This window comes from Mesorhizobium sp. M0048 (assembly GCF_040323405.1).
Lineage (GTDB): Bacteria > Pseudomonadota > Alphaproteobacteria > Rhizobiales > Rhizobiaceae > Mesorhizobium.
In genome coordinates this window covers 1-25,590 of sequence record NZ_JAMYUV010000021.1, presented here as the reverse complement: position 1 = coordinate 25,590, position 25,590 = coordinate 1, and the positions used below count along the sequence as shown (strand labels likewise).

General features: G+C 60.8%; 21 protein-coding genes and 5 pseudogenes. 13 read left to right on the top strand and 13 right to left on the bottom strand.

Translation table 11 applies throughout. The features are described from left to right. Positions 1-5: 5 nt before the first annotated feature. The 4 genes from fdhE to fdnG form a co-directional block, all read right to left on the bottom strand. A complete protein-coding gene (gene fdhE / locus NKJ84_RS18400; protein WP_352507613.1) occupies positions 6-926 on the bottom strand; it encodes a formate dehydrogenase accessory protein FdhE in 921 nt (306 codons plus the stop codon). 111 nt (positions 927-1,037) lie between these two features. Continuing rightward, positions 1,038-1,736: a formate dehydrogenase subunit gamma gene (locus NKJ84_RS18395; protein ID WP_352507612.1), complete on the bottom strand. Its 699-nt coding sequence runs from the start codon at positions 1,734-1,736 to the stop codon at positions 1,038-1,040. Next, positions 1,723-2,673, bottom strand: coding sequence for a formate dehydrogenase subunit beta (fdxH, locus tag NKJ84_RS18390; RefSeq protein ID WP_352507611.1), 951 nt, complete (start codon positions 2,671-2,673; stop codon positions 1,723-1,725). The genes NKJ84_RS18395 and fdxH overlap by 14 nt, the downstream gene beginning before the upstream one ends. Positions 2,674-2,685: 12 nt before the next feature. Then, the gene (gene fdnG / locus NKJ84_RS18385) at positions 2,686-5,772 is read right to left on the bottom strand and encodes a formate dehydrogenase-N subunit alpha (protein ID WP_352507610.1); all 3,087 of its coding nucleotides are present in this window, start codon (positions 5,770-5,772) and stop codon (positions 2,686-2,688) included. A gap of 476 nt (positions 5,773-6,248) precedes the next feature. Between fdnG and selD the strand changes: the two genes are divergently transcribed. The 3 genes and pseudogenes from selD to NKJ84_RS18370 form a co-directional block, all read left to right on the top strand. Next, the gene (gene selD, locus NKJ84_RS18380) at positions 6,249-7,325 is read left to right on the top strand and encodes a selenide, water dikinase SelD (RefSeq protein ID WP_352507609.1); all 1,077 of its coding nucleotides are present in this window, start codon (positions 6,249-6,251) and stop codon (positions 7,323-7,325) included. Between the two features lie 376 nt (positions 7,326-7,701). After that, positions 7,702-9,471, top strand: coding sequence for an adenylate/guanylate cyclase domain-containing protein (locus NKJ84_RS18375; RefSeq protein WP_352507608.1), 1,770 nt, complete (start codon positions 7,702-7,704; stop codon positions 9,469-9,471). 206 nt (positions 9,472-9,677) lie between these two features. Beyond that, positions 9,678-9,950: pseudogene (locus tag NKJ84_RS18370) on the top strand (hypothetical protein); the annotation flags it as partial. A 39-nt stretch (positions 9,951-9,989) separates the two neighbouring features. Here NKJ84_RS18370 and NKJ84_RS18365 read toward each other — a convergent pair. From NKJ84_RS18365 to NKJ84_RS18355, 3 genes and pseudogenes are all read right to left on the bottom strand, one after another. Next, positions 9,990-10,783 (bottom strand): annotated as a pseudogene (locus NKJ84_RS18365) (SDR family NAD(P)-dependent oxidoreductase). Between the two features lie 239 nt (positions 10,784-11,022). Further along, a complete protein-coding gene (locus NKJ84_RS18360) occupies positions 11,023-11,397 on the bottom strand; it encodes an SRPBCC family protein (RefSeq protein WP_352507607.1) in 375 nt (124 codons plus the stop codon). Positions 11,398-11,430: 33 nt separating this feature from the next. Continuing rightward, positions 11,431-12,183 carry an SDR family oxidoreductase gene (locus tag NKJ84_RS18355; protein WP_352507606.1) on the bottom strand — a complete coding sequence of 251 codons (753 nt, stop codon included), beginning with the start codon at positions 12,181-12,183 and terminating at the stop codon, positions 11,431-11,433. Positions 12,184-12,481: 298 nt separating this feature from the next. Here NKJ84_RS18355 and NKJ84_RS18350 point away from each other — a divergent pair. The 3 genes and pseudogenes from NKJ84_RS18350 to NKJ84_RS18340 form a co-directional block, all read left to right on the top strand. Further along, positions 12,482-12,688, top strand: a pseudogene (locus NKJ84_RS18350) (helix-turn-helix domain-containing protein); the annotation flags it as partial. Positions 12,689-12,857: 169 nt separating this feature from the next. Continuing rightward, a complete protein-coding gene (locus tag NKJ84_RS18345; RefSeq protein ID WP_352507605.1) occupies positions 12,858-13,457 on the top strand; it encodes an NADPH-dependent F420 reductase in 600 nt (199 codons plus the stop codon). Between the two features lie 3 nt (positions 13,458-13,460). After that, positions 13,461-13,997 (top strand): SRPBCC domain-containing protein, encoded by a 537-nt coding sequence (locus NKJ84_RS18340; protein WP_352507604.1) that lies wholly within the window; start codon positions 13,461-13,463, stop codon positions 13,995-13,997. Positions 13,998-14,453: 456 nt separating this feature from the next. Here NKJ84_RS18340 and NKJ84_RS18335 read toward each other — a convergent pair whose 3' ends face one another. Continuing rightward, the gene (locus tag NKJ84_RS18335; protein ID WP_352507603.1) at positions 14,454-15,371 is read right to left on the bottom strand and encodes an NADP-dependent oxidoreductase; all 918 of its coding nucleotides are present in this window, start codon (positions 15,369-15,371) and stop codon (positions 14,454-14,456) included. A 252-nt stretch (positions 15,372-15,623) separates the two neighbouring features. Between NKJ84_RS18335 and NKJ84_RS18330 the strand changes: the two genes are divergently transcribed. The 5 genes from NKJ84_RS18330 (at position 15,624) to NKJ84_RS18310 (ending at position 18,619) form a co-directional block, all read left to right on the top strand. Further along, a complete protein-coding gene (locus NKJ84_RS18330) occupies positions 15,624-15,857 on the top strand; it encodes a hypothetical protein (RefSeq protein WP_352507602.1) in 234 nt (77 codons plus the stop codon). A gap of 363 nt (positions 15,858-16,220) precedes the next feature. Further along, on the top strand, positions 16,221-16,508 hold the full coding sequence (locus NKJ84_RS18325; protein ID WP_254818635.1) for a hypothetical protein: 288 nt from the start codon (positions 16,221-16,223) through the stop codon (positions 16,506-16,508). Between the two features lie 676 nt (positions 16,509-17,184). Beyond that, complete coding sequence (locus NKJ84_RS18320; protein WP_352507601.1) at positions 17,185-17,436, top strand: type II toxin-antitoxin system Phd/YefM family antitoxin; 252 nt, start codon at positions 17,185-17,187, stop codon at positions 17,434-17,436. Continuing rightward, positions 17,429-17,824: a hypothetical protein gene (locus NKJ84_RS18315; protein WP_352507600.1), complete on the top strand. Its 396-nt coding sequence runs from the start codon at positions 17,429-17,431 to the stop codon at positions 17,822-17,824. Before NKJ84_RS18320 ends, NKJ84_RS18315 begins: the two co-directional genes overlap by 8 nt. A gap of 648 nt (positions 17,825-18,472) precedes the next feature. Further along, positions 18,473-18,619 (top strand): hypothetical protein, encoded by a 147-nt coding sequence (locus NKJ84_RS18310; RefSeq protein WP_352507599.1) that lies wholly within the window; start codon positions 18,473-18,475, stop codon positions 18,617-18,619. A gap of 28 nt (positions 18,620-18,647) precedes the next feature. On the opposite strand, the gene NKJ84_RS18305 is transcribed toward NKJ84_RS18310, so the two are convergent. After that, positions 18,648-18,974 carry a hypothetical protein gene (locus tag NKJ84_RS18305; protein WP_352507597.1) on the bottom strand — a complete coding sequence of 109 codons (327 nt, stop codon included), beginning with the start codon at positions 18,972-18,974 and terminating at the stop codon, positions 18,648-18,650. 97 nt (positions 18,975-19,071) lie between these two features. Between NKJ84_RS18305 and NKJ84_RS18300 the strand changes: the two genes are divergently transcribed. Together NKJ84_RS18300 and NKJ84_RS18295 are read left to right on the top strand one after the other, a co-directional pair. After that, the gene (locus tag NKJ84_RS18300; protein ID WP_352507596.1) at positions 19,072-19,701 is read left to right on the top strand and encodes a Fic family protein; all 630 of its coding nucleotides are present in this window, start codon (positions 19,072-19,074) and stop codon (positions 19,699-19,701) included. 222 nt (positions 19,702-19,923) lie between these two features. Further along, the gene (locus NKJ84_RS18295) at positions 19,924-20,091 is read left to right on the top strand and encodes a Fic/DOC family N-terminal domain-containing protein (protein WP_352507595.1); all 168 of its coding nucleotides are present in this window, start codon (positions 19,924-19,926) and stop codon (positions 20,089-20,091) included. A 288-nt stretch (positions 20,092-20,379) separates the two neighbouring features. On the opposite strand, the gene NKJ84_RS18290 is transcribed toward NKJ84_RS18295, so the two are convergent. The 4 genes and pseudogenes from NKJ84_RS18290 to traG all read right to left on the bottom strand — a co-directional run. Further along, complete coding sequence (locus NKJ84_RS18290) at positions 20,380-20,835, bottom strand: Ros/MucR family transcriptional regulator (protein WP_352507594.1); 456 nt, start codon at positions 20,833-20,835, stop codon at positions 20,380-20,382. Positions 20,836-20,921: 86 nt separating this feature from the next. After that, a complete protein-coding gene (locus tag NKJ84_RS33255) occupies positions 20,922-21,224 on the bottom strand; it encodes a hypothetical protein (RefSeq protein WP_502904028.1) in 303 nt (100 codons plus the stop codon). 253 nt (positions 21,225-21,477) lie between these two features. Next, positions 21,478-22,899 (bottom strand): annotated as a pseudogene (locus tag NKJ84_RS18285) (transketolase-like TK C-terminal-containing protein); the annotation flags it as partial. Next, a pseudogene (traG, locus tag NKJ84_RS18280) lies at positions 22,893-24,308 on the bottom strand (IncP-type conjugal transfer protein TraG); the annotation flags it as partial. The pseudogenes traG and NKJ84_RS18285, both read right to left, overlap by 7 nt. Between the last annotated feature and the right edge of the window lie 1,282 nt (positions 24,309-25,590).

Here is a 25,590-nt window from a genome sequence, read left to right as displayed (position 1 = left end):
TATCCTCAGTAGCCAACAAGGAACGGATTGAACGATCCGCGGCGATGGCCACCCTCGCGGACGAGCAGGTCGAGGCCGAGCGTCGCCACGTCGTCGGCGAGCGGATCGAGAGCCGGGTCCTTGTGCTGGGATAGGATCTTTACATAGCAGCCGCATGCATCGCAGGTCTCGGCTTTGACCGTGCCAGAGCCTCCCTCGATTTCCTGATAGCCTATCCCCTTGGTCGAGCCGCACAGCGTACATTTGATACGGACGTGGTTCCACAATGTTCCACACAGCGCGCAGGCGCAGAACCGCGCCCCGTGTGCGCCGTGCCAACCGACGATGATCGAGGATGCCGGCGGCCCACCGCAGGCCGGACAGGCGCCGTCGGCAACCGGAACCAGCTTCGAGCTGTCGAGACATGCCGCGAGGCGGGCGAAGTGAACCTGCAGCGCGGCCGCGACATAGACATGCTCGGCAAGCGCGTTCATTGGGATCGCATCGGTGAGCACATTGCGCACCATGGATTCGACCCCGAACGCATCGATATCCGCCAGCCTGTCCAAGGCGGCTGCGGCCGCCTCGGGTTTTTCGATCGTGGCTGCCACTTCGAACAGGCGGCCGAGCGTCATTCCAGCGGCGGCATCCGAAGTGAATTGGTTGCGATCGAGCGGCGGCATACCGAAGGTTCGTGCACGCTCGCGCGCCTCCGCGGTCGGCAATTCGACATCCGGCAAGCCGTCCTGGATGCGGTGCTGCGCATCCGTCAGTGCAGCGAGGAAGCGGAGATAGGGGCCGAGCTGGTGGTCATCCGCCAACACATTCAATCGCTCGGAGCGGCGAATGAACAAGGTCCGCGGATCAGGCAGGCGCGCAAAGGGTGGGGCCGAGACCTCGCCGATTACAGTCGGGTCAGGGCGTGACGGATCTTGTTGCTTTGGCATTTCAACCTCACGAACCTCACGGGCCACGTGGTCGGCTTGATACTGCTCCAGAGCAATTCCACGAAAAGTATAACACCTTTCCGTCCGGAATTGCGTAAAAATAATGCCCGCTCATTCGGCGGGATTCGATCCCGAACGTCCGTCCGGTTTGCGTGCGATCAGTTCACGCAGCCATTTGCGATGATGCCGCCAAGCCCAGCCGCCGGTCACCCGTCCGCGCGTCATGGCTGGAATGGTGCCGCGTACCCAGATGGCCGAATAGAAATGGATAATCCACACGCCGATGATCGCCACGGCAGCGATCGAATGAACAAGCAGCGCCACCCGCTGCTGACTGATCGTGGTGTAAGCGGCGAAATATTGTTGCCAGATGACAATGCCGCTCGAAATCAGGATGATGATGAGGATCGACATTGACCAGAAGACGAGCTTCTGGCCGGCATTGTACTTGCCGACTTCGGGGACGTTGTCCTCGTGATTGGACAATACGTCACGGAAACGTGCGAGCCACGTTCCGTCCTCGGGCCTCCACAAATTGGCCTTCCAGAACCTAAGGAAAAGCCCAAGGAAGCTGAAGAAGAGCAAGACGCCGATCCACGGGTGAATGAAGCGGGTGAACTGGCCGCCGCCAAACAGCCCCGACAGGAAGAACAGGCTCGGGTGAAACATGGCAAGGCCGGACAAGGCGAGCAGGATCAGGCTGGCCGCCGTGATCCAATGGTTGATCCGCGCGCCAACCGTGTAGCGGTCCACGATCACTGGCTTGCCGGGATGTACCTGCTCATTCGGCTTCACGTCATACGCGGCCATCGTAGTCGCCTTCCGTCAGCTCTTCGGCATGCTCCTCATCCGTCTCGGAGACCCTGTTCGGTCCCATGACCAGATGGTGAAGCAGGCCGACGCCGGCCGCCACGCCGAGAATGGTGAGGCCGGCATATTTGGTGACGCCCTTCCACGCCTCCACGAGCGGGCTGATCTTCGGCTCCTTCGGCAGACCAGAATAGAGTTCCGGCTGGTCGGCATGGTGCAGCACATACATCACATGCGTCCCTCCGACGCCGGGCGGATCGTAGAGGCCGGCATTCGAGTAGCCGCGCGATTTCAGGTCCTTGATGCGGCCGTCGGCGTGCTGTTTCATCTCGTCTTTCGTGCCGAACACGATCGCCTGGGTCGGGCAGGCCTTGGCGCAGGCTGGTCCCTGGCCGACAGCCACGCGGTCGGAGCAGAGCGTGCATTTGTAGGCTGTGTGATCGACTTTGGAGATGCGCGGAATGTTGAACGGGCAACCCTTGATGCAATAGCCGCAGCCGATGCAGTTCTCATGGACGAAATCGACGATGCCGTTCGAATACTGCACTATGGCGCCCGGCGCCGGACAAGCCTTGAGGCAGCCCGGGTCAGCGCAGTGCATACAGCCATCCTTGCGGATCAGCCATTCGAGTTCGTTCGTCTCGGGATTGTCCCATTCGCTGTAGCGCATCAGCGTGAACATGTCCGGCGTGAGATCGGCAGGATTCTCATAGACGCCGGCATTGAAGCCGATCTCCGGATGCGTGTCGTTCCACTCGATGCAGGCCGTCTGACACGCCTTGCAGCCGATGCATTTCGAAACATCGATGAGCTTGGCGACCTCCGTCAAGTGCTGCTCGGGCGCGGGAACCCTCGAGGCAGAGCGGCGGATGAGGTCCTTGTCGGAAAAACGCGGTGCGGTATTCGTCGTCGAAGGATTTGGAAGTGGAGGAAACATCGCTTACGCCTCTTACGCTACCGGCCCGGCGATGGGCTCGATGTTGACAAGGAACGCCTTGTATTCCGGCGTCTCGATGTTGGCGTCGCCGACAAAGGGGGTGAGCATGTTCGGGCCAAAGCCTTTCTTCGCCACTCCCGTGAAGCCCCAGTGCAGCGGTATCCCGACGATGTGGACGGTCTTGCCATCGCAGGTGAGCGGCCTGATCCGCTTGGTCACCATGGCCTTCGCCACAACGGAACCGCGCTTCGACCAGACGCGCACCCAGCCGCCTTTGGTGATGCCCTTCTCGGCTGCAAGCTGTTCCGAAATTTCCACGAAAAACTCCGGCTGCATCACCGCATTGGCGATGACGTGCTTGGTCCAGAAGTGGAAATGCTCGGTCAGTCGGTAGGAGGTCGCCGCGTAGGGGAACTCCTGCGAAGCCGATTCGGCGAACTGGGCCATATCGCCTTCGAACACCCGCGCTGCGGGGTTGCCGCGGACTTTGGGAGCTATCGGGTTTGCGATGGGCGACTCGAATGGCTCGTAATGCGCCGGGAATGGTCCGTCGCGCATCATGCCCCGGGTAAAGAGGCGCGAGACGCCTTCCGGATTCATGATGAACGGGCCTACTTGATCGGGCTTTGCCGTTGGCAAGATGTCGGGGACATCGTAGCCCGACCATTTCGTACCGTCCCATTCGATCACCTTGCGGCTTGGATCCCAAGCCTTTCCGGCGAGGTCAGCCGACGCCCTGTTGTAGAGAATGCGGCGGTTGGCGGGCCATGAGAACGCCCATTTGGAATAGGCGCCGGTTTCGTCAGGATCGGTGGTGTCCCGCCTGGCCATGTTGTTGCCGTTTTCGTTGAAGCAGCCGGAATAGATCCAGCAGCCGCAGGAGGTGGAGCCGTCGTCGCGCAGCGCGGCGAAGCCCGGCAAGAGCTTTCCGGCCTCGGCCAGCACCTTTGTCGGGTCGGCCGTATCGGTTACCCTGGCGAGCGCCCTGCCATTGATCTCCTGAGCGAGCTCCTCGGCCTTCGGATCGCCGGGATCGGCATAAGGCCAGTTGAGCTTGACGATCGGATCGGCGAAGGCACCACCTTCCTTGGTGTAGAGCTCCTTCAGGCGCAAATAGAGCTGCGCCATGATCCAGGTATCGCGTTTGGCCTCGCCGGGGGGCGTGCCGCCGGCCCAATGCCACTGCAGCCAGCGCCCCGAATTGACCAGCGACCCGTCATCCTCGGCGAAGCAGGTGGAGGGAAGCTGGTAGACTTCCGTCTGAATCTGCGACGGATCGACATCGTTGTACGGCCCGTGATTCTCCCAGAACCGGCCCGTCTCCGTGTCCAACGGATCCATGATGACGAGGTATTTGAGCTTCGAAAGGGACTCGATCACCTTCTTCTTGTTCGGAGCTGCCTGTAGTGGGTTGAAGCCCTGGCAGAAATAGCCGTTCATCTTGCCCTGGTGCATAAGCTCGAAAGCCCGCAGCAGATCGTAGCCCGGCAGGTCGAGCTTCGGCAGGAAGTCATAGGCGAAATCGTTCTCCGGTGTTGCCGCGTTGCCCCACATCGACTTTTGGAAGCTTACGAAGAACTTCCTGTAGTTCTGCCAGTAGCTCATCTGGTTCGGCCGGAGCGGCTTGAAGCCCCGGGTCGACATGTAGGCTGCCAGATCGACCTCCTTCTCAGTCGGCAGCGTCAGATAGCCGGGCAGCAGGTTCGACATCAGCCCGAGGTCGGTCAGCCCCTGGATGTTGGAGTGACCGCGAAGCGCGTTCATGCCGCCACCGCGTATACCGATGTTGCCGAGAACAAGCTGCAGCATCGCCATGGCGCGGATGTTCTGCGACCCCTTCGAGTGCTGGGTCCAGCCGAGAGCGTACATCGAGGTCATCGCCTTGGTCGGAGACGACGTCTCGGCGACCATCGCGGCCACCTTCAGGAACCGGTCCTTCGGTGTGCCGCAGATGCGCTCGACCATCTCCGGCGTGTAGACCGCGACATGCTTCTTGAGCAGATTCCAGACGCAGCGGGGATTGGCCAATGTCGCGTCGACAACGGCAAAGCCGTCCGAGCCTATGTCATAGTCCCAACTGGACTTGTCATAGTCTCGCTTTGCCTCGTTATAGCCGGAGAAGAGGCCGTCCTGATAGGTGAAGCCCTCCTTGACAACATATGTCGCGTTGGTGAAGGCCTTCAGATAGTCCCATTGCACCTTATCGTTCTGGATGCAGTAGTTGATCAGCCCGAGCAGGAAGGCGATGTCCGTTCCCTGGCGGATCGGCGCGTAAAGATCCGATACCGAAGCCGAGCGCGTGAAGCGCGGGTCGATGACGATGAGCTTGGCGCCGCGGTTGGCCTTCGCCTCCGTGACCCATTTGAAGCCGCAAGGATGCGCTTCGGCGGCATTGCCGCCCATGATGACGACGAGATCCGTGTTCCTGATGTCGGTCCAGGAATTCGTCATTGCGCCGCGGCCGAATGTTGGGGCGAGACTCGCCACCGTCGGGCCGTGTCAGACACGTGCCTGGTTGTCGAACACCAGCATGCCCGCGCTGCGGACCACCTTGTAGGTCGCGAACGCGGTTTCATTGGTCGAAGCCGAGGCGGCGAGGAAGCCGGTGGTGATCCACCGGTTGACCGTCACGCCGTCATTGTTCGTCGCGACGAAGTTCTTGTCGCGATCGTCCTTCATCAGGCGGGCGATGCGGCCGAGTGCGTCTTCCCAGCTTATCGGCTCGAACTTGTCCGAGCCCGGTTTGCGGATCATCGGATGTTGCAGACGGGTCGGCGACTTGACAAATCCGAGCAGGGCCGACCCTTTGGGGCACAAGGTGCCGCGATTGGTCGGATGATCAGTGTCACCCTCGATGTGGGTGATATCGGCTGGCTCGCCCTTTCTGAGATCGCCCTTCGAATACAAGATTATGCCGCAAGCCACCGAGCAGTATGGACAGGTATTGCGTGTTTCGGTGGTGTTCGCGAGCTTGAAGGGCCGTATGGCCGCCGCGTGTGCGGCCTCGCTATCGCCGAAGCCGAGGGCTCCGAGCGTAGTACCGGCGAGACCCGCGCCTGCTGTTTGCAGGAACGCGCGTCGAGAAAGATCGATGTTCATGGGTTCCTCCCGAAGCCGATGCCCCACAAGGCAACTCGAACCAACGGTTCAATCCGGGTAACTAGTCTCGGACCAAATAAAATCAATGCCAAAGAACGAGGTGCGTACGGTGCAGCAAAAGTGCCCTCCGAACGGCCTTCCCGCAGCAGGTTTGTGCCCGCAAATCGGCACTGTGTATTATTGTTGAATTTCTTGTCTTGTTTTCGTGACCGCGACTGCGATTGACGAAAACGAAGGTATTACCATACAGTAAGGCGTGGCGATGAAACAGCTCCCGAGGGTCGGGGCGCCTTTCGATCTATACCCAATGACGGCGGTGCCTCGCACGCCGGGTACGGTCCTTGCCTTTCCTAACTCAACGAAACCCGCTGAGAGCAAGCGTGCTCCAAACGTGCCGTGCGTCGGGCGATCGTATTTTCCATTCCGGTTGACTTTGATCCCTACTAAAGCGTGCCAGCAGAGGAGGCTCGACGACCATGGCAATCGCCCTCTCGCCTGAAGTCACGGAAGCGCCCGTTGTGCGCCTGACCAGCCTCGCCCATGGCGGCGGTTGCGGCTGCAAGCTGGCGCCGTCAGTGCTGCAGCAGCTTCTCGCCGATCCGGCGGCTGCCAGTCCCTATCATCAGCTTCTCGTCGGCACGGAGACCGGCGACGATGCGGCAGTCTGGCAGCTCGACGGCGCGACTTGCGTCATTGCAACGACCGACTTCTTCATGCCCATGGTAGATAACCCCTACGATTTCGGCCGGATTGCCGCAACCAACGCCCTGTCCGATATCTATGCGATGGGTGGCCGGCCGATCATGGCGTTGGCTATACTCGGCATGCCTCTCGACAAGATCCCGACGCTCACGGTCCGCGAAATCCTGAAAGGTGGCGAAGCTGTCTGCGCCAACGCCGGAATCCCGGTTGCCGGCGGCCATTCAATCGACTCGCCGGAGCCGATTTACGGCCTTGCAGTCATCGGCACGTGCCGACCCGAGGATATCCGACGCAATTCTGACACCAGGCCGGGTGACACCTTGATCCTGACGAAAAGCCTCGGTGTCGGCATCTATTCCGCCGCCATCAAGATGCAGGCGCTTTCCGAGAGCGGCTATCGCGAAATGATCGCCTCCACCACCCTTCTTAACCGGATCGGATCGGAGCTGGCGCAGGACGCGAGCGTCCACGCGGTCACCGACGTGACCGGATTTGGCTTGCTCGGACATGCTCTCGAGATGGCACGCGGTTCCGGGTGCACGCTGATAATTTGCAGCCGCGACGTGCCGCTGTTTTCCGAGGCTGCCTCGCTCGCGGTCGACGGCCACGTCACCGGCGCATCGTGGCGCAACTGGGCGAGTTATGGCGACGCGGTAAGCTTACCTCCCGGCATGCCCGAGTGGCGACGCCACCTTCTCACGGACCCACAGACTTCGGGCGGGTTGCTGGTTGCTTGCGAGACCGACAGCGCAGCGGCGCTCGTCGAGAGGATCGTCGCGGACGGCTACCCTTCGGCTCGCATCATCGGCCATGCCAGGCCCGGCGCGCCGACAATAGTAGTAGAGGCCTGAACGGTTCGGCGAACCTCGGGCGAACCATCCTATAAAGCATTGATAAATAATGGTAATGGTGGGTCCGGAGGACGTTTGGGGCTTCGCGGCATTCACATGAATTCCAATGTTTTTCGATGTTTTTGTCCCACCTACGGCGCTAGATTCCACCCGATCAAAGGCCTCGCTCACCGCTAACGGAAAAGAGAGGGCCATGATGTGTTTCAGTCTAAAGTTGGAAGGTCGCGTGGCGCATTGACGATACTTTGCGACGAGCAAGGAGGGTCTCGATTTGGGGCCGGAGGCGGATTGGCAGCTTCGAGGCTCGGATTATCAGAAGCGGGCCTTCAGTAATCACGTGTCTTCCTGTTATATGGAGACGAGGAGATGCCCCCCTGTGAGCGAGACTCGCAAGTTAGCCGCGATCCTGGCCGCCGACGTGGTCGGGTACAGCCGGCTGGCGAGCGCGGATGAGGACCGTACTTTGGCCAGGTTGCGGGCACTGCGCAGCGACCTGATCGACCCGACCATCGCTGTCCACAACGGACGCGTGATCAAGCGCACAGGCGATGGGGCACTGGTCGAGTTCCGCAGCGTGGTAGACGCCGTACGCTGCGCCCTCGAAGTGCAGAACGGCATGGTCGAGCGCAATGCCGGCGTGCCGGAGGACCGCCGCATCGAGTTCCGGATCGGCATTCATTTGGGCGACGTGGTCGAGGAAAGCGACGGCGATCTGATGGGCGACGGCGTCAACATCGCCTCGCGTCTGGAGGGCGTCGCTGCGCCAGGAGCGATCTGCCTGTCCGAGGACGTCTATCGTCAAGTCAAGGCGAGGCTTGACCTCTCCGTCAGCGATCTCGGCAACACGCAGCTGAAGAACATCGCCGAACCGATCCGGGTTTATTCGCTCCGAATTGGAACCACGGCTGACGCCAAGACAGTGACTACACAATTTCCAGCGGCTCTAGTTTCGACAGCGCCACCACCGAAATTATCGATAGCCGTGCTGCCTTTCGCCAACATGAGCGGTGATGCCGAGCAGGGATATTTCGCCGACGGAATTTCCGAAGACATCATCACGTCTCTCTCAAAGCTGTCGCAGCTGTTCGTGATCGCCCGCAATTCGTCCTTCACTTTCAAGGACAGGAACGTGAACGTTCGGGAGGTGGGCCGAAACCTCGGCGTGCAATACGTTCTGGAGGGCAGCGTCCGCAAATCCGGCAATAGGGTACGGATCACAGCGCAGCTTATCGACGCGACCACGGGGGGACATCTGTGGGCGGAGCGTTTCGATCGCGACCTGACCGACATCTTCGCCGTGCAGGACGACGTGACGCAGCAGATCGTCGGCGCGCTGGCGCTCAACCTGACGGAGCGCGACCAGCAGCGACTGGCGACCGAACAAACCAACAACCTGGAAGCCTATGACTGCTTTCTGCATGGCCGAGAGCGGCTGTGGCGGTTCACGAGAGGGCAAAACAGCCAGGGTCGGGACCTTTTGCAACGCGCCATCGAACTGGACCCGAAGTTCGCTCCCGCCTACGCGTTCCTCGCCTTCGCACACGGGCTCGACTACATAAACCGGTGGAGCCCCTCGCCGTCGAAGTCTCTGGAGCAGGCGGAAGAGGCGGCGACCAGGGCCGTGGCGCTCGACGACCGATATCCTCACGGGCACTGGGCGCTGGGCATTATCAGTCTGTATTTGCGACGGCACGACGTGGCCATCCGCGAAGCCGAGCGTGCGATCTCCCTCGCACCAAACCTTGCTGAGGGGCACGAAAGCCTCGGCAATGCGCTGCACTATTCGGGGAGGTCCGAGGAGGCGCTTGCGTGTTTCGATCGGGGAATTGCCTTGAACCCGTATTATCCGGATATATTCCTCCACTTCCAGGCACAAGCGACGTTCCAATTGGGCAGGTACGAACAGGCAATCAGGATCCTTAAGCGGCGACTTGTTCGTAACCCTGACACCGACATCTCACGCGTGCTCCTGGCGGCAAGCTACGGCCATCTGGGGCGCTACGACGAAGCTCGACATGAGTGGCAGGAATTATTCCGCGTCAACCCTGATTATTCTCTGGAACACCGCCGCAAAGTGTTGCCCTACAAGAACCCAGACGATTTCGAGCTAGTGGTAGACGGGCTTCACAAGGCCGGCCTGGTGTAATTACTGAAGCGGGCGAGTGTCCCGTCTCAACCTTCTGCAGCTACTCGCACAAAAGGAGAAATCAACGACGGTGTTGTGAAAACGCGACCTGCAGAAAGGCGCCAACAATGCCTGCTTTCAGGCAGTGGCAACAGTCACCTCAATGGCCGATATAGGCGCATTGGTGCGCTAGCAACCGCTCCGGATGAGGACGGACAAGCAGTGCGCTGGAAGGCGTCAGGCCTCTGTTCACTTGCCAAGCACAGCTCGCACATTCCACGGTGGTTTTAGGCTTTGTCGATAGCCTTGAGGAGCCGCGCACGCCTTATATCTCGCCGAAGCACCTGTCGCAGGCACTGGGTGTGAAGGTGGCCAACCTGGCCCAGTTGACCGGTGTCCACCGCAACACGCTCCGTAACCCGTCATCGGAGCGCCTGCAGGGTCGGATGCGCGAGATGGTGAAAGTGATCTCGGCCGCGACGGAACTCACTGGCGACGTCGACTCGCGCTAGGGAAGCTGGTTTATAATCCGTACACTTTTAGACGATTGACCGAAGTACACCGCCGTCGACGCGCAGACCGGCACCACTCGTCGCTGACGCTTGCTCCGAACAAACGTAAACAACCATGTTGGCTACTTCTTCGGTCGTCGCAAATCGATTGATCAGTGTTGTCGGGCGCATCGTCGTCAAGAACACTTGCTCCGCTTCCTCTTGGCTGATGCCTTGCGAGTGCGCCAGCTCATTCATCATATTCGACAGGATTTCGGACCTCGTTGGGCCAGGGAGGACCGCGTTAACTGTCACTCCCGTTCCGGCGACCGCTTCGGCAAGCCCCCTCGAAATAGCGAGTTGCGCCGTCTTGGTCATGCCATAGTCGATCATCTCTTTCGGGACATTGAGGGCGGATTCGCTGCTGATGAATACGACCCGTCCCCAACCCCGCGCTGTCATCTTCGGCACATAGTGGCGTGCGGCGCGAACGCCACTCATGACGTTGAGCTGGAATAGGCTTAGCCAGTCGTCATCGGCGAGATCGAAGAAAGTCTTCGGGCGCGCTGTGCCCACATTGTTGACGAGAATATCCGCATCGGGCGCCTGTGCGAACAGAGCTCCGGCCCCTTCGGCTGTCTCCAGGTCAGCCGCAACGCCCGTCAGATCAGCCTGTGGGAAAGCTCGCGAATCTCGCGAAGCGCTGTGGCGACGCGTTCCTCGCCACGGCCGTTGATCACAACCGGAGCGCCCGCGCGCGCCAGTCCTTCGGCGATGGCGCGACCGATGCCCGCCGTGGAACCCGTTACAACGGCCTTGCGGCCCTTAAGGTCGATGTTCATGAGTCTATTCCTTCACTTTCGGACTGCGACAGCGACGGCTGTTTACTTGATGGGTGAGGCAGTGCATTCGGTTGCGACCTTGGCGAGATCCTCAAGGAGCTTCTCGTGCGTGCGCCACAAAACATCGGGGGCTTTTTTGCCCAATTCGATCCAGAACGGGCCCTGCATCGTCTCCTCGGTCCAGAGGTGGCATCCATTCGCCGTGGGCGTGATAATCCATGCGTGATAGGCCTTCGAAGTCACCGCGCCTTCGGGTAGCCGCCCCACGCAATGCGCGTCATGGGCTCGAACTCCTGCACTGACGCGAAGACGTCCTGGCCGGCCAGGTTGGTTTCGAACCGTGTGCCAAGGCGAAGCGATTCGTGCCCATCAAGCAACTGAACGTGCTCGACGCCCGGGTAGAAACCAGGCCAAGCTGCGGGATCCACGAGCAACGACCAGATCGTTTCAGCAGAGGCCGCGACCTCAAGTTCGTTGGTGAAATGGATCGGGGATCGGCTGGGCGTCAGGTCTGCCGGCCATTTGATTGCCTCGAACATGTTGTTCTCCGTGTTGGGACAAAACGAAAAAAGTGCCGTACCTGCCTGCGCGAAGTGGTCGACCGATGCCGACATTAGCGGCGGCCCCTCAGCGCCATCGGCCCGGGCTCACACCTGCGCGAAGCCCCCGTCGACGGTCAGCTCGATGCCGGTCACGAACGAACTGTCGTCGGACGCGAGGTAGAGCGCGGCCCCAGCGATATCGTTGGCTTGACCGTTCCTGCCCAGCGGCGTGTCGAGGGCAGTGTGCGCGAAAAAGGCATCGCTCTGCTCCTGGGACAGCCCGGCATTTACGCCGATGGGCGTTTCGGTGTTCCCGGGGGCGAGAGCGTTTACGCGGATATGGCGGGCCTTCAGATCCGAGGTGAGGGTCCGCGCGAGGGAGCGGACCGCAGCCTTGGTGGCCGAGTAGACGCTGAAAGCCGGAGCGCCCTTCGAGCCCGACACGGACGACGCGAGAATGATTGAGGCGCCGTCGCGGAGCACCGGCAACAGCGTTTGCACGGTGAAGAATGTGCCCTTCAAATTGGTCGTGACGGTTCGATCGAACGCTTCTTCGCTCACTTCGCCGACCGGCGCGAACGTAGCGACGCCGGCATTGGCAAACAGGACGTCGGCGAAGCCGTAGGTCTTGGCGACGTGGTCGCGAAGAGCAGCGAGATCCGCCGCCGTCTTCGTGATGTTGGCGAGGACCGGATCCATGCCCCGCCCCAACGCCTGCGCGGCACGTCGAACCTTCTCGCCGTGCTGGTCCACCATCACGACTACTGCGCCCTCGGCCGCAAACCGCTTCGCGGTGGCAAGGCCGATGCCGCTTGCCGCACCGGTGACAACGGCTGTCCGACCATCAAGTCTTCCCATGTCGGCTTCTCCTTTTCGTTCGTCCAGGGCCGACGATCATCTCGCCCCCTTGCAAGCAAATGGGATCGAACGCGCTCAGGCGGGATTGACGATTTCTCGACAGCGGCTGTGCGTTGGCGCACCGCCTGTTCCCAGGGGATGGTGTTCGCACTGGCTGCGAATGCCGCAGAATAGCCGATTGCCGAGGTATGGGAGCTGCAGCGAAACTAGAATTGTGGGGTCGACGAAGAGATTCGCACCATTCATGCTATTCAATGCGTGTTTCAACACCGCAGCTTGCGGTGCAAGGTTGCACCACATGATCGGCTGGGACGACGTTCGCTACTTTCTTGTCATCTCGCGCGAAGGCTCGGTTCGGGCCGCCGCCGAGCGCCTCAAGGTAAACCACTCGACTGTGCTGCGACGCATTGCCCAACTGGAACAGCGCCTCGGCGCGTACCTGTTCGAGAAACTGCCCTCAGGCTATCGTCTCACGGATGCGGGTGAGGGAGTCCTCGAGTTCGCTGTCCCTGGCCACGGATGTCGACCTCCACTGGGACGCCGAGGCGCGATCAATCCGCGAATGGTGCGCCGATGCATAACCGCTGTCGAGAAATCGCCAATCCCGGTTGAGGCTCCACGACCTTAGCTAAGCTCCAGAACGTACCGGCAATTCGCCGATCTGGAGATATGAAATGACTTACGCAATCATAGGCGCCGGGGCCGTCGGTCAGGCGCTCGCGAAAATGTTCGGCCGCAAGGGTATCGAAGTGGCCATAGCAAGCACACGTGCGCCCAAGGCGCTCGCGCCGCTCGCAACGGTCATCGGAACCACGGTCATCCCCAGTTCCCTGAACGAAGCGATCAAGGCCGATATTATCCTGCTGGCTCCGTTCTGGGCGCACGGGGAGGTTGCGAACACTGCCAAGGACTGGCGGGGCAAGATCATTATCGATGTGACGAACGCCTACGGCGTCTCACCAAGCGATTTGGGCAGCCTCCCGTCTTCGGCCGTGGTCGCCAAGGCGTTTGGCGCTGCCGCGCTTGTCAAGGCGTTCAACCACCTGCCTGCAGGCGTCCTTGCTCAGGAGCCCTCCATCGACGGCTGGCGGCGAGTGGTTTTTCTCTCCAGCGACAAGGACAGCGCCCTTCGGGTGGTGTCCACGCTGGTCGAGCAACTCGGCTATGCACCGGTCAACCTTGGAAGGCTCGCAGAGGGTGGGCTGCTCATTCAGGCGCGAGGAAACACTTGGGCGCCTTTAATTTTCAAAGATCTCTTCAAGAAGCAGGCTTGAGCCATGTATGATCGTGTAATGTGGCCTGACCATTTCGACCCGAAGATTTCGTCGATCTACGCGCTCAATGACATTGACGTGAAAGCCCCGCCTGAAGTGGTGTGGGAGCTGCTGGTCGACGCCGAGAACTGGTCGAGCTACTTTCCTCCTGAGGATCAGGTTAAGATCCTGACCGGTGAACCTAAACTGGCGCTCGGAACCAGATTCAGTCGGGTGACGGCTGGATTTCCGATGAGCCTTGTCGTGACGGAGTGCGAGCCCGGCCACAGGCTCGCGTGGAAAACGGTGGTCGACGGCGACGAGACCCGCTCTACCGCCTATCACGGTTGGTTCATCACTCCCACGGACACGGGTTGCCATGTGCTGACGGAAGAGACGCAGCAGGGCCCTTGGTTCCTCGACGTGCTCGGACGCAAGCACCCCGGTGGGCTCTACCGCTATCATCAGCAGTGGGTCGAAGACCTTGCTCGCGCTGCCGAGGCGGAAGCGGCGAGGACGGCACGCCAATTCCGCATCTGCATCTTCTTCGCTTGCGGCTGATTTTAGGGCCTCCGCCTTAGGAACATCCCCGCGATAAGAAGCGGTCACGTGCTTGCATGACACGCTCTCTATTGGCGAATGCCCGCTTCGCCAAGGCAGGCGCGCAAGTTGTGGATGTCACGGCTTTGGCACGAACTCGAGCAACGGCGCGTAGGGCGGCCCCACAAGCGGTGGATAGCGGCGGTAGGTGTTGTAGACCGCTCCGTCCTCCATCGCGAAGACGCTCCACCCTGCGCTCACCGACACGGCCGACTGGAGGTCCGGCGCACCGACGTCGTCGCGGTAGTCCTGCAGCCATTGCGGGGCCTCGCGGAGGGGAACAGCGCCAATACACCGATCGCGACACGGAGAGTCTAAGCGACGAAGACCGGCATGGCCGAGGCAATTATCTTGCTGATGGTATCTTGCTGATGGGAGTAGACGAGGAGAGAGGGACCGCCCTCTCTCCCCGCGTTCTTACGGACGAACGCTGATGACTGTCTTTCCCGTGCGTCGCTCGGTTGAGTTGAAGGTGGCGACGGCATCATCCATGCTCGAGACCTTGCCGATGTTCGTCCGCAGTCGTCCATCCCGGATCCGCTGAACTATCTCCGAAAGCTGGGCTCGATCAGCCTCGACGACGAAGTCAACCGTCAGGCCATCTGCAGGTCGAATATCCGTTGGTCCGACGACTGTCACAAGCGTTCCTCCGGCCCGGACCAGCGTTGCGGACCGTTTCTGAATATTGCCGCCGATGACATCGAACACCAGATCGACACCGCCGACCTCTTCCAGGGTGTCATTCCCGAGATCGATGAATTCATTTGCACCGAAGTCGAGCGCCTTCTGGCGGTCGGCGGCGCGTCCGGTGCCGATGACATAAGCTCCGGCCTCCCTTGCAAGCTGCGCCACCATCGAACCGACGGCACCGGCCGCGCCATGCACGAGAACGCTCTGCCCCGCCCGAAGGCGGCCGTGCTGGAACAGTCCCTGCCACGCGGTCAGGCCGGAGATCGGCAAGCTTGCGCCAACCGTGAAGTCGACGTCGCCGGGCAGCGGTGCGAGATTGCGTGCCTCCAAGGCGACATACTCCGCGAGCGTGCCGTCGCGATGCCAGTCGGCGAGGCCGAACACCCGCTGACCGATCGAAAGCCCCGTGGTGCCGTAGCCGAGGGCCGTGACCACACCGGCCAGCTCATGGCCGAGGATCGACGGCGTCCGGTCATGGAAGGCCCGATCGGCCCAGGTCGAAGGCCACTCCAGTTCGGTGTTGACGAATCCCGCCGCATGAACTTGTACGACGACATCGTTTATTGCCGCCTGCGGTTCGGGCCGCTGCCCCAGCTTCATTCCGGCCGTTCCTGCAGCCTGGTCCGTCACTACGATCGCTTTCATGGGAATTGTCTCCTCAGTGATTTGTTGGTTCGGGGTAAATTGCTGGCGTGGAAGGTCTTTTCGATCTCTCACGCAGTTAGACTAGGTCCCCATAAAGGTATGTCATCACGCCGAGCCGCAGCACGCCCTCGTCGCCGGTCGAGTAATACCGCTACGTCAGCGCCGCCGACAGGATTCCAATGACGGTCTCATCGGTATCGGCGAGCCGCGAATCCATGCTAAGCCGCCGCCCTGTACGAAAGGACGACATCTGTGAGCGAACTGACCGTGGCCGAGGCGACCGAAAGTATCTATGCCTCGCTCCGGGCGGGCAATGCCGACATCGACGCAGGTATCGCGACGCTCAAGGCAGCGCTCACACGAGAGGGGATAAAACAGGCGGTGTTCGATCCGACCAAGTTGGCGCAGAACAATCGCTCGGGCCGCAAGTTGATGCAGGCTTATTTTCGGCAGCGCGGAGTGAGCGTGAGGTTTTCGGACCAATAAAACCGAGCGCAGGCGATCTCAGGCGCGCCGTTGGGAGTGATGGGCCGATCCGGCGATTTGCCAACTGTAGTCGTGACTGCGCCGCTTAGCAGACATGAGACCATGCGGCGCTGCACGCTCACAGATGGACCCTCGCAATCCTGAAGCCGGAGGAACCAGCAAGAGCGCCGAGCAGCAGAGGCGCTCGGCCGAAGCGTCTCTCCAGCTGCCGTGCTTCAAACTATTGCAAGACGTTCAAATTTGACCTTCCGCATTCATGCTCTGTCGAGCGTATCTCTTAGAGGCGCTTAAACCTTCTGCGCCGTAGGTTTTTGTCGGCTGAATCGCCGTCAGCGACGATGACGACGAAATAGGAGAACGCAAATGGCTCGCAATCACGTTGAACGTCTTAGAGAATTCAGGGAAATTCTGGTCGCGACTCGACGCGAAGGAGTCCGTAACGTGCACCATACTCGCGACGCAATGCGGGCAAGTGGCTTTCAAATTGGCGACAGCGACGGCTCCAGCTACGGAGTCGAGCTGAAGGTCCTCCAAGAGGAAATCGAGGCAGTCGATCGCGCCATCGAAGACGAGAAGCGGTTGGCCTTGACACTCGAGAGCGCGGCCCAATCCCGCCGGCCGATTAAGCCGAGAGTCGTGAAAGGAACATAGAATCAGGTACGAATCGCTCCTGGTCGTTCGAACCTGTCCAGCGTCTTCGCGCGCGCCGGCATGGCCCACACGCCACGTTTGGAAGGCGCGACGCCGCAGCGTATCAGGGTCTGCGCAAGACCAACTGCAGCGCCGACTCCATCCACCACGGGAATATCCTGCTTGCGCTGGAGCGGCGGATGCAAAATCAGCCATGCCCGCGCAACCCAGCGCAACCCCCTCCGCCCCCAGCCTGATGCCTTCGAGTATGAGCTCCGAAATTCGTTCGGACGCACCACTCTCGGATTTCTCCAGCTCGAGAACCGGGATGTCGGAAGAAAACACGCGGCGGCAGCGATGGGAGACTCGTACCGCCGGATGTTGTCTTCAATGAGCGGTGCGGAACGCGACAGAGTTGTCACCACACAGAAGCTGTGAGCGACAAGGCTGACGGCATGGAGCGAGGCCTCGCGGACGCGCCACGCGCAAGGCTGGGAGGCGTGGGTGGATTGGGACGGCTACGCGTTCCAGACCGCGCGGGCCGCACTCAGCAATAAACGGACAATGCCGCTCTTTCGAGCGAATCGATCCTGATAAGAGCGGTGGATCCTGACAAGAATGGCGGCGTTCGCCCGCTACCATTCTTGCTTTTCTTAGTGAATTACCTATTGTAGGTACTTCAAAAGGACGTACGGCGATGAAACAATTCACATTCTCGGACATGAACCGCGTGTCAGGCGAAATCCTCGAAACGGCATTGATTGAGCCGGTGGCCCTGACCAAGCGCGGCAAGGAAAAGCTCGTCATCCTGTCCGCTGCTCAGTACCACCAGCTCGTCGGCCAGCCGCATTCGGTCGCCTATACGCTCGAGGACGCGCCGGATGAAGTCCACAATGAACTCATGAATGGACTGGATGCAATAATTTCCGGCGACAAGCCCGATGCTTAAAGCCGGCGATCTGCTCCGATATTATTACCTATGGGCGCGGGAAGCAGACGCCGGCGAGGAATCCGGACGCAAGGCGAGGCCAGTTTGCGTCGTTGTCCGGACGCTAGCGACGCCCGCAGCCTTGTTTCTCTTTCCGCTGACGTCGCAAAAACCCGACCGGTCGCGCCCGCATCTTGCCATCAGCGAAATCGAATGCCGCCGCGGCGGCCTCGATTATCCGTCATGGCTGATCCTAGACGAATATAACCGGGTGCAGGTCGATGAAGCCTATGATCTGGTGGCGACGACGCCGATCGGCGCGTTCAGTCCCGCATTTGTCCGCAAGATTGCTGGCGCAATAAAAGAGACGGCGGCGCAGCGTCGATTGCGCGGCATCGTTCGCAAATAGCCGGACCGATTTTCTTGGCAGGCCTCGGGTCATTACCGCATCGAGCGGGCCAGTATCGGAGCGGGGGCGCCCCAGCGCGGGATGCGACCGGGTGCGAAGAGATCACAGTGCTGCGGCACGCCCTGGGCGGCGCGGACCGGAGGACTGCGCATGAGTCACGACCTTTCGGCATACGCTCGGGTTGCTCCACATCGCTCCAACACCCGCTGCTTCTGCTCGGCCTCGAACGAGGCCATGATCTGCGCTCCCTGGGCGCGTCGCCCCTGGAGGACGGCGAGCCCCGCTGGCCGAAAGCGCAAGAGTCAAGATGGAGCCACCAAGGAAATTGCTGGCACTCGCCATCATGGGGTTAGCAGAGCAAAGCGTTCACGCGCCCCACTGACGCATAGAGCAACTCGGAGGCAGGCCGCTGCCTTCCGGCACATCCTTTTGCTCCGACCGACGAGCAACTCAGCCCAATGGCACTGACGCCATCGGTAATTCCAGTCGCGCCCTGCCCGGTCGACCTTTGAGGCATTTCGGGTTCGCCTCCCGATCGGCGGCCGGCATCGGCAAGAGAGATCGGCAATCAATATCGGCAATTATGCTGATTTATTTCTCGAATGCCTTACATTGCAGGCAATTGAGAACTATTGAGATCGGCAAATAATGCTTGAAACCCCTGCCCGCATCGAGCCACTGTTTTTTGGCGACGCGGTACCGACCGTCCTGGCAGATCTCGCGATCGAGTTGCAGAAGGCCGCCGATGACCTCGGCCGAGGCCTGCATCCGGAATCGGCTGCCGAACTAGTCTAGCCGATCTCGTGCGCGTCATGAATTCTTACTATTCGAACTTGACCAAGGCCACAACACCCGACCTCGAGATATCGAGAGTGCATTGGCCGGAGCCGAGATTGATCCTGAACGCCGACCTCTCGCCTTGGAGGCCAAGGCCCATATCGAAGTTCAGAGGATGATTGATGGTCTCGGTTTGCGTGGGGAACTGCCGAGCCCGACTTCGATCGATTTCATCCGGTGGGTTCATCGTGCCTTTTACGGCGGGATGCCAGAGGAATTCCGGTTCATCGACAATCCTGACGGCACCAAGGCCGAGATCGTGCCCGGCGAGTTTCGGTTGTCCGCAGATCATGATGTCGTTGTCGGGCGCCATCAGCCGCCATCGTCTGACAGGATGGTGGTCTTTATGGAGTATTTCCAGAAACGGTTTGCGATGGCCGAAAGGCAGGCCAGCCTGCGAATCATCGCGATTGCGTCAGCTCATCATCGCCTCAATTGGCCCGTTTCCAGACGGCAACGGCCGCGTCAGTCGGCTGATGTCTCACGCCATGGCGCTCAAGGCCGGGATCGGCGGCAATGGCCTGTGGTCGATATCTCGTGGTCTCGCTCGTGGGCTGAAGGATCGGGGCGAATACAAGCGCATGATGGATCACGCCGACAGCCCAAGACAGGGCGACCGCGACGGCCGAGGAAATCTTTCGGAATCAGCACTCAAGGATTTCGTCGAATGGTTCCTGACAGTCGCGCTCGACCAGGTGCGGTTCTCGACCACGATGTTCGACCTCGGACGGCTCGAGGCTCGCTACCGCGCCCTGGTGAAGGATCTCGTCGACGACAAACGGGCAGCTGATCTGGTGGCGGCAGTATTGCGGCACGGTAGGCTGCCCCGTGGCGATGCTAACTTCGTGCTGAAGACATCCGAGCGCACGGCACGGAACACATTATCAGATCTCGTCGATCGCGGTTTCCTGAAGTCTGACACTCCGAAGACACCGGTGCGGATCGCTTTTCCTCTCGATTTCAGGGAACGGCTGTTTCCCAATCTCTTCACCGATGCCGAAGTCAATGTTCCCAAGCCGCCCTCACTGTCTTTCAGGTGAGTGGAATTGTAAGCAAGTTGGAGCATCGGGAGGGCCGCTTGCGGCGCCCCGATTATGTCGATGGATTGCGATTCTATCGACATGATTTGACGACATGTCGTTGTCGACGACATACCCCGCCCGACATGCTGACCCCGCCCGACATGCTGATCGCATGAGGATTGGCCGACCGTTTCGCCCCTCCCGCCCTTTCCTTCGCGCCAGGATGTGGAGACTAGGGCGGTGCTGAAGGCCTGCATCGCGGCGCGAGCAGCACTGGCGGAACTGTGCGTGTCCGGACAGCTCATTCCCAACCAGGCGGCCCTGATCAACTCGATGCCTCTGCTTGAAGCGCAGGCAAGCTCGGAAATCGAAAACATCGTCACCGCAGGCTGTTCGCTTCGCCAATGAGTCCGGCAACCAGGCCGATCCGGCAACGAAAGAGGCGCTGCGCTATCGCACCGCCCGGTTTCGATGTCCAAGGCGGTCGCCGTCTGCCGGACCATCACGGGCGTGGAAACGGATATTCGCACGGCGGGGCACGGCCCCCCTGATGAACGGGGCCACCGGCGCTGCCGCCGGGTCAGGCGCTCCTCGGCCAATCTCTCAGCAGAACTTCGGCCGCGCCGGAGACCGACGCAACAACTCTGTCGCGAAGACCATCTAGACCTGATGGCCTGGCCCGACTGTCATGCACTGTCAGGCCTTGGCCTTGCGCTTTGCTGGTGCTTTCTTTGGCGCGGTTTTGGCACCCGCCTTGCGGCCGAGACCGGCAGCTTTGGCAAGCGCAGACCGCTGAGCCGCATAGCTGGGCGCTACCATAGGATAGTCCCACGCCAAACCCCACTTGGCTCTGTACTCATCAGGTGTCATGCCAAGCAAGCCCAGGTGGCGCTTCATCGACTTGAACTTGCGCCCGTCCTCAAGGCTGATGATGTATTCGGGAAAGATCGACTTCTTGGGATTTACCGCGGGCGTAAGTATTGGCGAGGGTGCAGCGACCGGCATAGCCAGGCCAGACAACGCAGAATTAACGCTGGCGATCAAATTCGGCAGATCCGCCACCGGCGTTGCGTTGCTCTGGACATAGGCGGCGACGATATCTGCTGTCAGTCCTAAAAGATCAGCATTTCTCTGCCAAATTGCTTCGTCCATCAAAATCATTCCCTTGTTGATCTCTGGCGTTCCTATTTGGAAAACTCGGCTTGCGCAATTGCAAACAACGATTGTTTGACGCCAGATTACTCGAACGGCCGACTACGGTGCACTGACGCCTGCCAAGCAAGAAAGGAGATCGATCGGCCCGCTCTCGCCGATCGACCCAACTTCATCACGCACGGGCATCGTCGTGCGCTTCGAAGCGGGCGCAGTTCAACGCCGCGCAGACTTTCAAGTTTGTGAACATGGACATGGTCGCCTGCGACGGCCGGAGCTGCAAGGCGGCCGATCACGTCTCCGTACTTGCGCACCTTGGAGCCTGGCGCGAAATCGTGCAGCGCGAACTTGTCGCCTGTTTCGAGTGACGCATGGAGGTTGAGAACCAGCCCGGCCCGCGCGCAAAGCGTTCATGCCGAACTCGATAGCCATGTTGCAATGCAGCATGGCCGTTGAAGGAGGAATGTCAACCGTGCGGGAGGAACACGAATTGCGCTGTGCTGTTAGCGAACACGATGCCAATCTCCCGCTTCAGGAGCTCGTGCAGATGTCCGGCAGCACCGATGGCGAGTTACCCTCGCTTCGCCACGAACGCGATTGGCGGCTGGCTACGCCGACGATCCCGGACGGCGACTCACAGCATCAATCCAGCGCGCGCAGATAGCGGATGGGGCGCCCACCAGCGATCCGGTCGGCGGCTGTCGCTATGGAATTGGCGTCGATTCCGAAGTGGCGATAAAGATCACCGATTGTCCCCGACTGGCCAAAGTGCTCGACGCCGAGACTACGCGTGCGATGGCCGTAGACTGAGCCGAGCCAGCCAAGTGCCGCTGGGTGGCCGTCTGCGACGGTGACGATCGCACAATGAGCCGGAAGGTCGGCGAGCAGCCTTTCGACATGGCTTCTGGCATGAACAAGGCCGCGCTCACGTGCGCGGCTTGCCGCCGTCCAGCCTGCGTTCAAGCGATCGGCCGAAGTCACGGCCAGAAGACCGACGTCCCGACGGTCCTCGGCCATCATGCCGACCGCCTCGATGGCTTCCGGCGCGACGGCGCCTGTATAGGCGACGATCACCTCGGCATTCGGACCGGGACGCCGCAGCCAATAGCCGCCGTCGACAATGTCTTGCTCGAGCTCAGGCTCCATAGGACGAATGATCTGCTCGACCGGGCGCGTCGAGAGCCGTAGATAGACCGAGCCGCCGGTCTCGTCGCGCAGCCAGGTACGCTCCGACTGCACGGCGTCGCCGTCGCGCTGCATATAATCCAGCGCAAAGCGCATGATGACGCCCAACTCGTCGACGAATGCCGGCTCGTAGGCGGCAAGCCCGTCCTGCGCCATGCCGATCAACTGGGTGGCGATCGACTGATGCGCGCCACCCTCCGGCGCCAGTGTGACTCCGGATGGCGTGGCTACAAGGAGGAAGCGCGCATCCTGATAGCAGGCATAGTTGAGCGCATCGAGACCGCGCTGGATGAACGGATCGTAGAGCGTGCCGATCGGTAGCAGCCGCTTGCCGAAGATCGAATGAGACAGCCCGAGCGCCGACAGCAAGATGAATAGATTGTTCTCGGCGATACCGAGCTCGATGTGCTGGCCAGATGGGCCGAATTCCCATTTCTGCGCCGAGGCTATGCGTTCGCTACGGAACGTGTCGGCAAGCGAGCGACGCGCGAACAGGCCGCGCCGGTTGACCCAGGGGCCGAGATTGGTTGAAACGGTGACATCGGGCGACGTCGTGACGATCGCGTCGGCAAGCGGCCCGCCGGCCCGTGCAATCTCATCCAGGATCCTGCCGAAGCCGACCTGGGTGGAAACGCTGCCCTTGGCTTCCGGGCCGAGACGATCGGGGACGAGGATGCGCTGGGCGTGTCGGCGGCGTCGGCCTTTCGCGGCGAAAGGCACCGCATCGAGGAAGCGTCGGAGATCAACCTTGCCGATATCCAAACCTTCGAAGGGATCCCACTCCCGCCCCTCATCGATTGACATCGAAGCGCGAAAGGCTGCCATCTGATCCTTGGTCATCAGCCCGGCATGATTGTCTTTGTGGCCGGCCAGCGGCAGGCTGTCCTCTCGTCATTCGTGGCGAAGCTCACCCGCACATGACAATTGTCGAGGATGGAATTGTTCGGTCCGTAGGCCTTCTCGATCTGGTTGAGCGATTGTGCGATCTGGAACGACTTGATGCCATAGCCGGCCATGAAGGCCAGCGCGCTTTCGAAGAAATCGAGCCTGCCGAGCGCGGGGAACTCGTCCAGCATCATCAAAAGACGCTGTCGGTGATCCTTCGCGTGGAGATCCTCCGTCAGTCGGCGGCCGATCTGGTTAAGCACCAGTCGGATCAGCGGCTTTGTGCGACTAATGTCCGATGGCGGCACGACCAGATAGAGCGTCGTCGGCCGTGTCTCCTCGACGAGGTCTGCGATCCGCCAGTCACAGTGTGAGGTCACCTTGGCCACAACTGGATCGCGGTAGAGGCCCAGAAAACTCATGGCCGTCGAGAGCACGCCCGAGCGTTCGTTTTCGGACTTGTTAAGCAGTTCCCGTGCGGCCGACGCCACGACGGGATGCGGACCGGCGTCGCCCAAATGCCGCGTCAGCATCATGGCGCGCAGCGTTGTCTCGATTGGCCGCTGTGGATCGGAAAGGACGTTCGCCACGCCAGCGAGGGTCTTGTCTTTCTCCGCGTAGAGCACGTGCAGTATGGCGCCGACCAGCAGCGCATGGCTGGTCTTCTCCCAGTGGTTGCGACGTTCCAATGTGCCTTCTGGGTCGACCAGGACATCCGCTACGTTCTGCACATCTCGAACTTCCCACTCGCCGCGTCGCACCTCCAGCAGAGGATTGTACGCTGCGGATCCAGCATTGGTCGGATCAAACAGAAGCACCTGGCCGAAGCGGGCCCGCCATCCGGCCGTCAGTTCCCAGTTTTCGCCTTTGATGTCGTGGACGATCGCCGAACCCGGCCAGGTCAGTAGTGACGGCACGACCAGGCCGACGCCTTTGCCGCTGCGGGTCGGTGCGAAACATAGCACGTGTTCCGGACCGTTATGACGCAGATAGTGTCGGTCCAACATACCCAGCACCACTCCATCCTGACCGATCATCCCAGCGGCCTCGACTTCGTGTCGCGTCGCCCAGCGCGCCGAGCCGTAGGTCGTGGTGTCCTTTGCCTCGCGCGCCCGCCACAGCGACATCCCGATCGCTGCAGCGATCGCCATGAGGCCTCCGCTCGCCGCAATCGCCGCGCCCCCGAGGAAGACCTCCGGCGCGTAGGCGTCGTAGAAAAACCACCACCAGAAAAAGGCTGGCGGCGGATAAACGGGCTGTCCAGCCAGTTCGAACCACGGTGGACCGAGTTGGCTTTGAAAGCCGAGCCGCCCTGCCGTCCACTGTGTCGCCCCCCATGTTGTCGCGATGACGATCAGAAAGACGGTGAGGACCTGGCCCCATAAAACCTTGCTCGCGGGCATCGGTCGTTTCCCCAAATGGATGATCGGAAACAACCCAAAAGCTCGAATTCCTGAATCCGCAAGACAAAAGGAGCGGTCGAAGCAGCAGGGCGTACCCGGACGTGGAAAGACTTGCTCGCTGCGACTTCGAATGTTGAACGAGCATCGGGGGCTGCTTGCTTCCGGAGCCGTTGAGCCGCTAGTCGCCCAATGATAGTTAGTTGTCTCGGCTTCAAACGGCATCTGACGCCTCGACGGTTCTTGGAGAACACGGATTTTCCACACGACCAAATGAACAAGAGTCCTCACGCGCGCAATCGATGACTACAGGAGACGCCTGACCGAGCGAGGCATTGCGCGCTTCGAGGTGGTCGGCCGGGATCTCGATCTGGGCTGATCCGCTCCGTCAACCGCCTGGCTGAAGGCGGCGCTGACGCCGACAGGTTGCGCACGGCCATCAACCAAAATAGCGACTTCTGGAGAGCCCCTCAGAAAGGCGGTACCTCAGGGCTTGCATCCCCTGTTGTTCGTTCCGAAGTCGACCTAGCGCGGCCTCGTCAAGAACGGCGTAAGGTCGACCTGTGACGCGCTACCCGGAATCGCTCCTGGTATGGATGTCGAGCCAGCGCGACGAGGATTGTTCATCGCCTCGCTCACCGTTGCTGAAAACCGCCGCGGGAAGCCGCGGGGCAACAAGCGCGACGCACTCAAGAAATGACTCTCTGGGTCCGAAGGGCCGCAAGGCGCTGTTTGCGCGCCGTATCCTCGACGACAGGGCCGGGCTGATCTGGGTACGGCTGACGGCAGAGGGGAAAGCGGCCGGCCAGTCGCGCAGCGGACTCGACATGATCATCGCTGCCGTCGCCGATGCGAATGAGTGTGTGGTGGTAACGGATAAAGACAAGGACTTTGCCGGGACTTCAGATTGTGAATCCAATACGCGGGGCGCTCTGGTGCAATGCCGATCAAGGAATCGTCAGCTCGGCCGCGCCGGGAATGATCCGGCGTTTTCTGTCGACGCACAGCCGCCACCATGGCTTGCCGGAGAGCTTCAAAGCGCCGGCGACCGGCTAACTGCCCTTCCTCGTCTCGACGAAAGTGTTCGTTCGAATGATGCTTTTCCGTGGCCCAGCGCGCAAGTTTTGTCAGCCAGCACAGGGCCTCCTCTTACGCTCGCTGGTCGTCGAGGCCCAGCGGCCTCTAGGGTCAGGACTCATTGATCCAGAAGATGAAGGCTGCAGCGAAGGCGATCGCCGACAGGAAGGTGTGAGCACATCGGTCGTATCTGGTGTGGATGCGTCGC

Bases quoted from the DNA above. Each gene is read 5' to 3' on its own strand.
- fdhE (WP_352507613.1), bottom strand. From the start codon at position 926: ATGCCAAAGCAACAAGATCCGTCACGCCCTGACCCGACTGTAATCGGC.
- NKJ84_RS18355 (WP_352507606.1), bottom strand. From the start codon at position 12,183: ATGGGAAGACTTGATGGTCGGACAGCCGTTGTCACCGGTGCGGCAAGC.
- NKJ84_RS18395 (WP_352507612.1), bottom strand. From the start codon at position 1,736: ATGGCCGCGTATGACGTGAAGCCGAATGAGCAGGTACATCCCGGCAAG.
- fdxH (WP_352507611.1), bottom strand. From the start codon at position 2,673: ATGTTTCCTCCACTTCCAAATCCTTCGACGACGAATACCGCACCGCGT.
- NKJ84_RS18310 (WP_352507599.1), top strand. From the start codon at position 18,473: ATGCTTGAAACCCCTGCCCGCATCGAGCCACTGTTTTTTGGCGACGCG.
- NKJ84_RS18290 (WP_352507594.1), bottom strand. From the start codon at position 20,835: ATGGACGAAGCAATTTGGCAGAGAAATGCTGATCTTTTAGGACTGACA.
- NKJ84_RS18335 (WP_352507603.1), bottom strand. From the start codon at position 15,371: ATGAAAGCGATCGTAGTGACGGACCAGGCTGCAGGAACGGCCGGAATG.
- NKJ84_RS18345 (WP_352507605.1), top strand. From the start codon at position 12,858: ATGACTTACGCAATCATAGGCGCCGGGGCCGTCGGTCAGGCGCTCGCG.
- NKJ84_RS18340 (WP_352507604.1), top strand. From the start codon at position 13,461: ATGTATGATCGTGTAATGTGGCCTGACCATTTCGACCCGAAGATTTCG.
- NKJ84_RS18360 (WP_352507607.1), bottom strand. From the start codon at position 11,397: ATGTCGGCATCGGTCGACCACTTCGCGCAGGCAGGTACGGCACTTTTT.
- NKJ84_RS18320 (WP_352507601.1), top strand. From the start codon at position 17,185: ATGAAACAATTCACATTCTCGGACATGAACCGCGTGTCAGGCGAAATC.
- NKJ84_RS18315 (WP_352507600.1), top strand. From the start codon at position 17,429: ATGCTTAAAGCCGGCGATCTGCTCCGATATTATTACCTATGGGCGCGG.
- NKJ84_RS18325 (WP_254818635.1), top strand. From the start codon at position 16,221: ATGGCTCGCAATCACGTTGAACGTCTTAGAGAATTCAGGGAAATTCTG.
- NKJ84_RS18305 (WP_352507597.1), bottom strand. From the start codon at position 18,974: ATGGCGCCCGACAACGACATCATGATCTGCGGACAACCGAAACTCGCC.
- selD (WP_352507609.1), top strand. From the start codon at position 6,249: ATGGCAATCGCCCTCTCGCCTGAAGTCACGGAAGCGCCCGTTGTGCGC.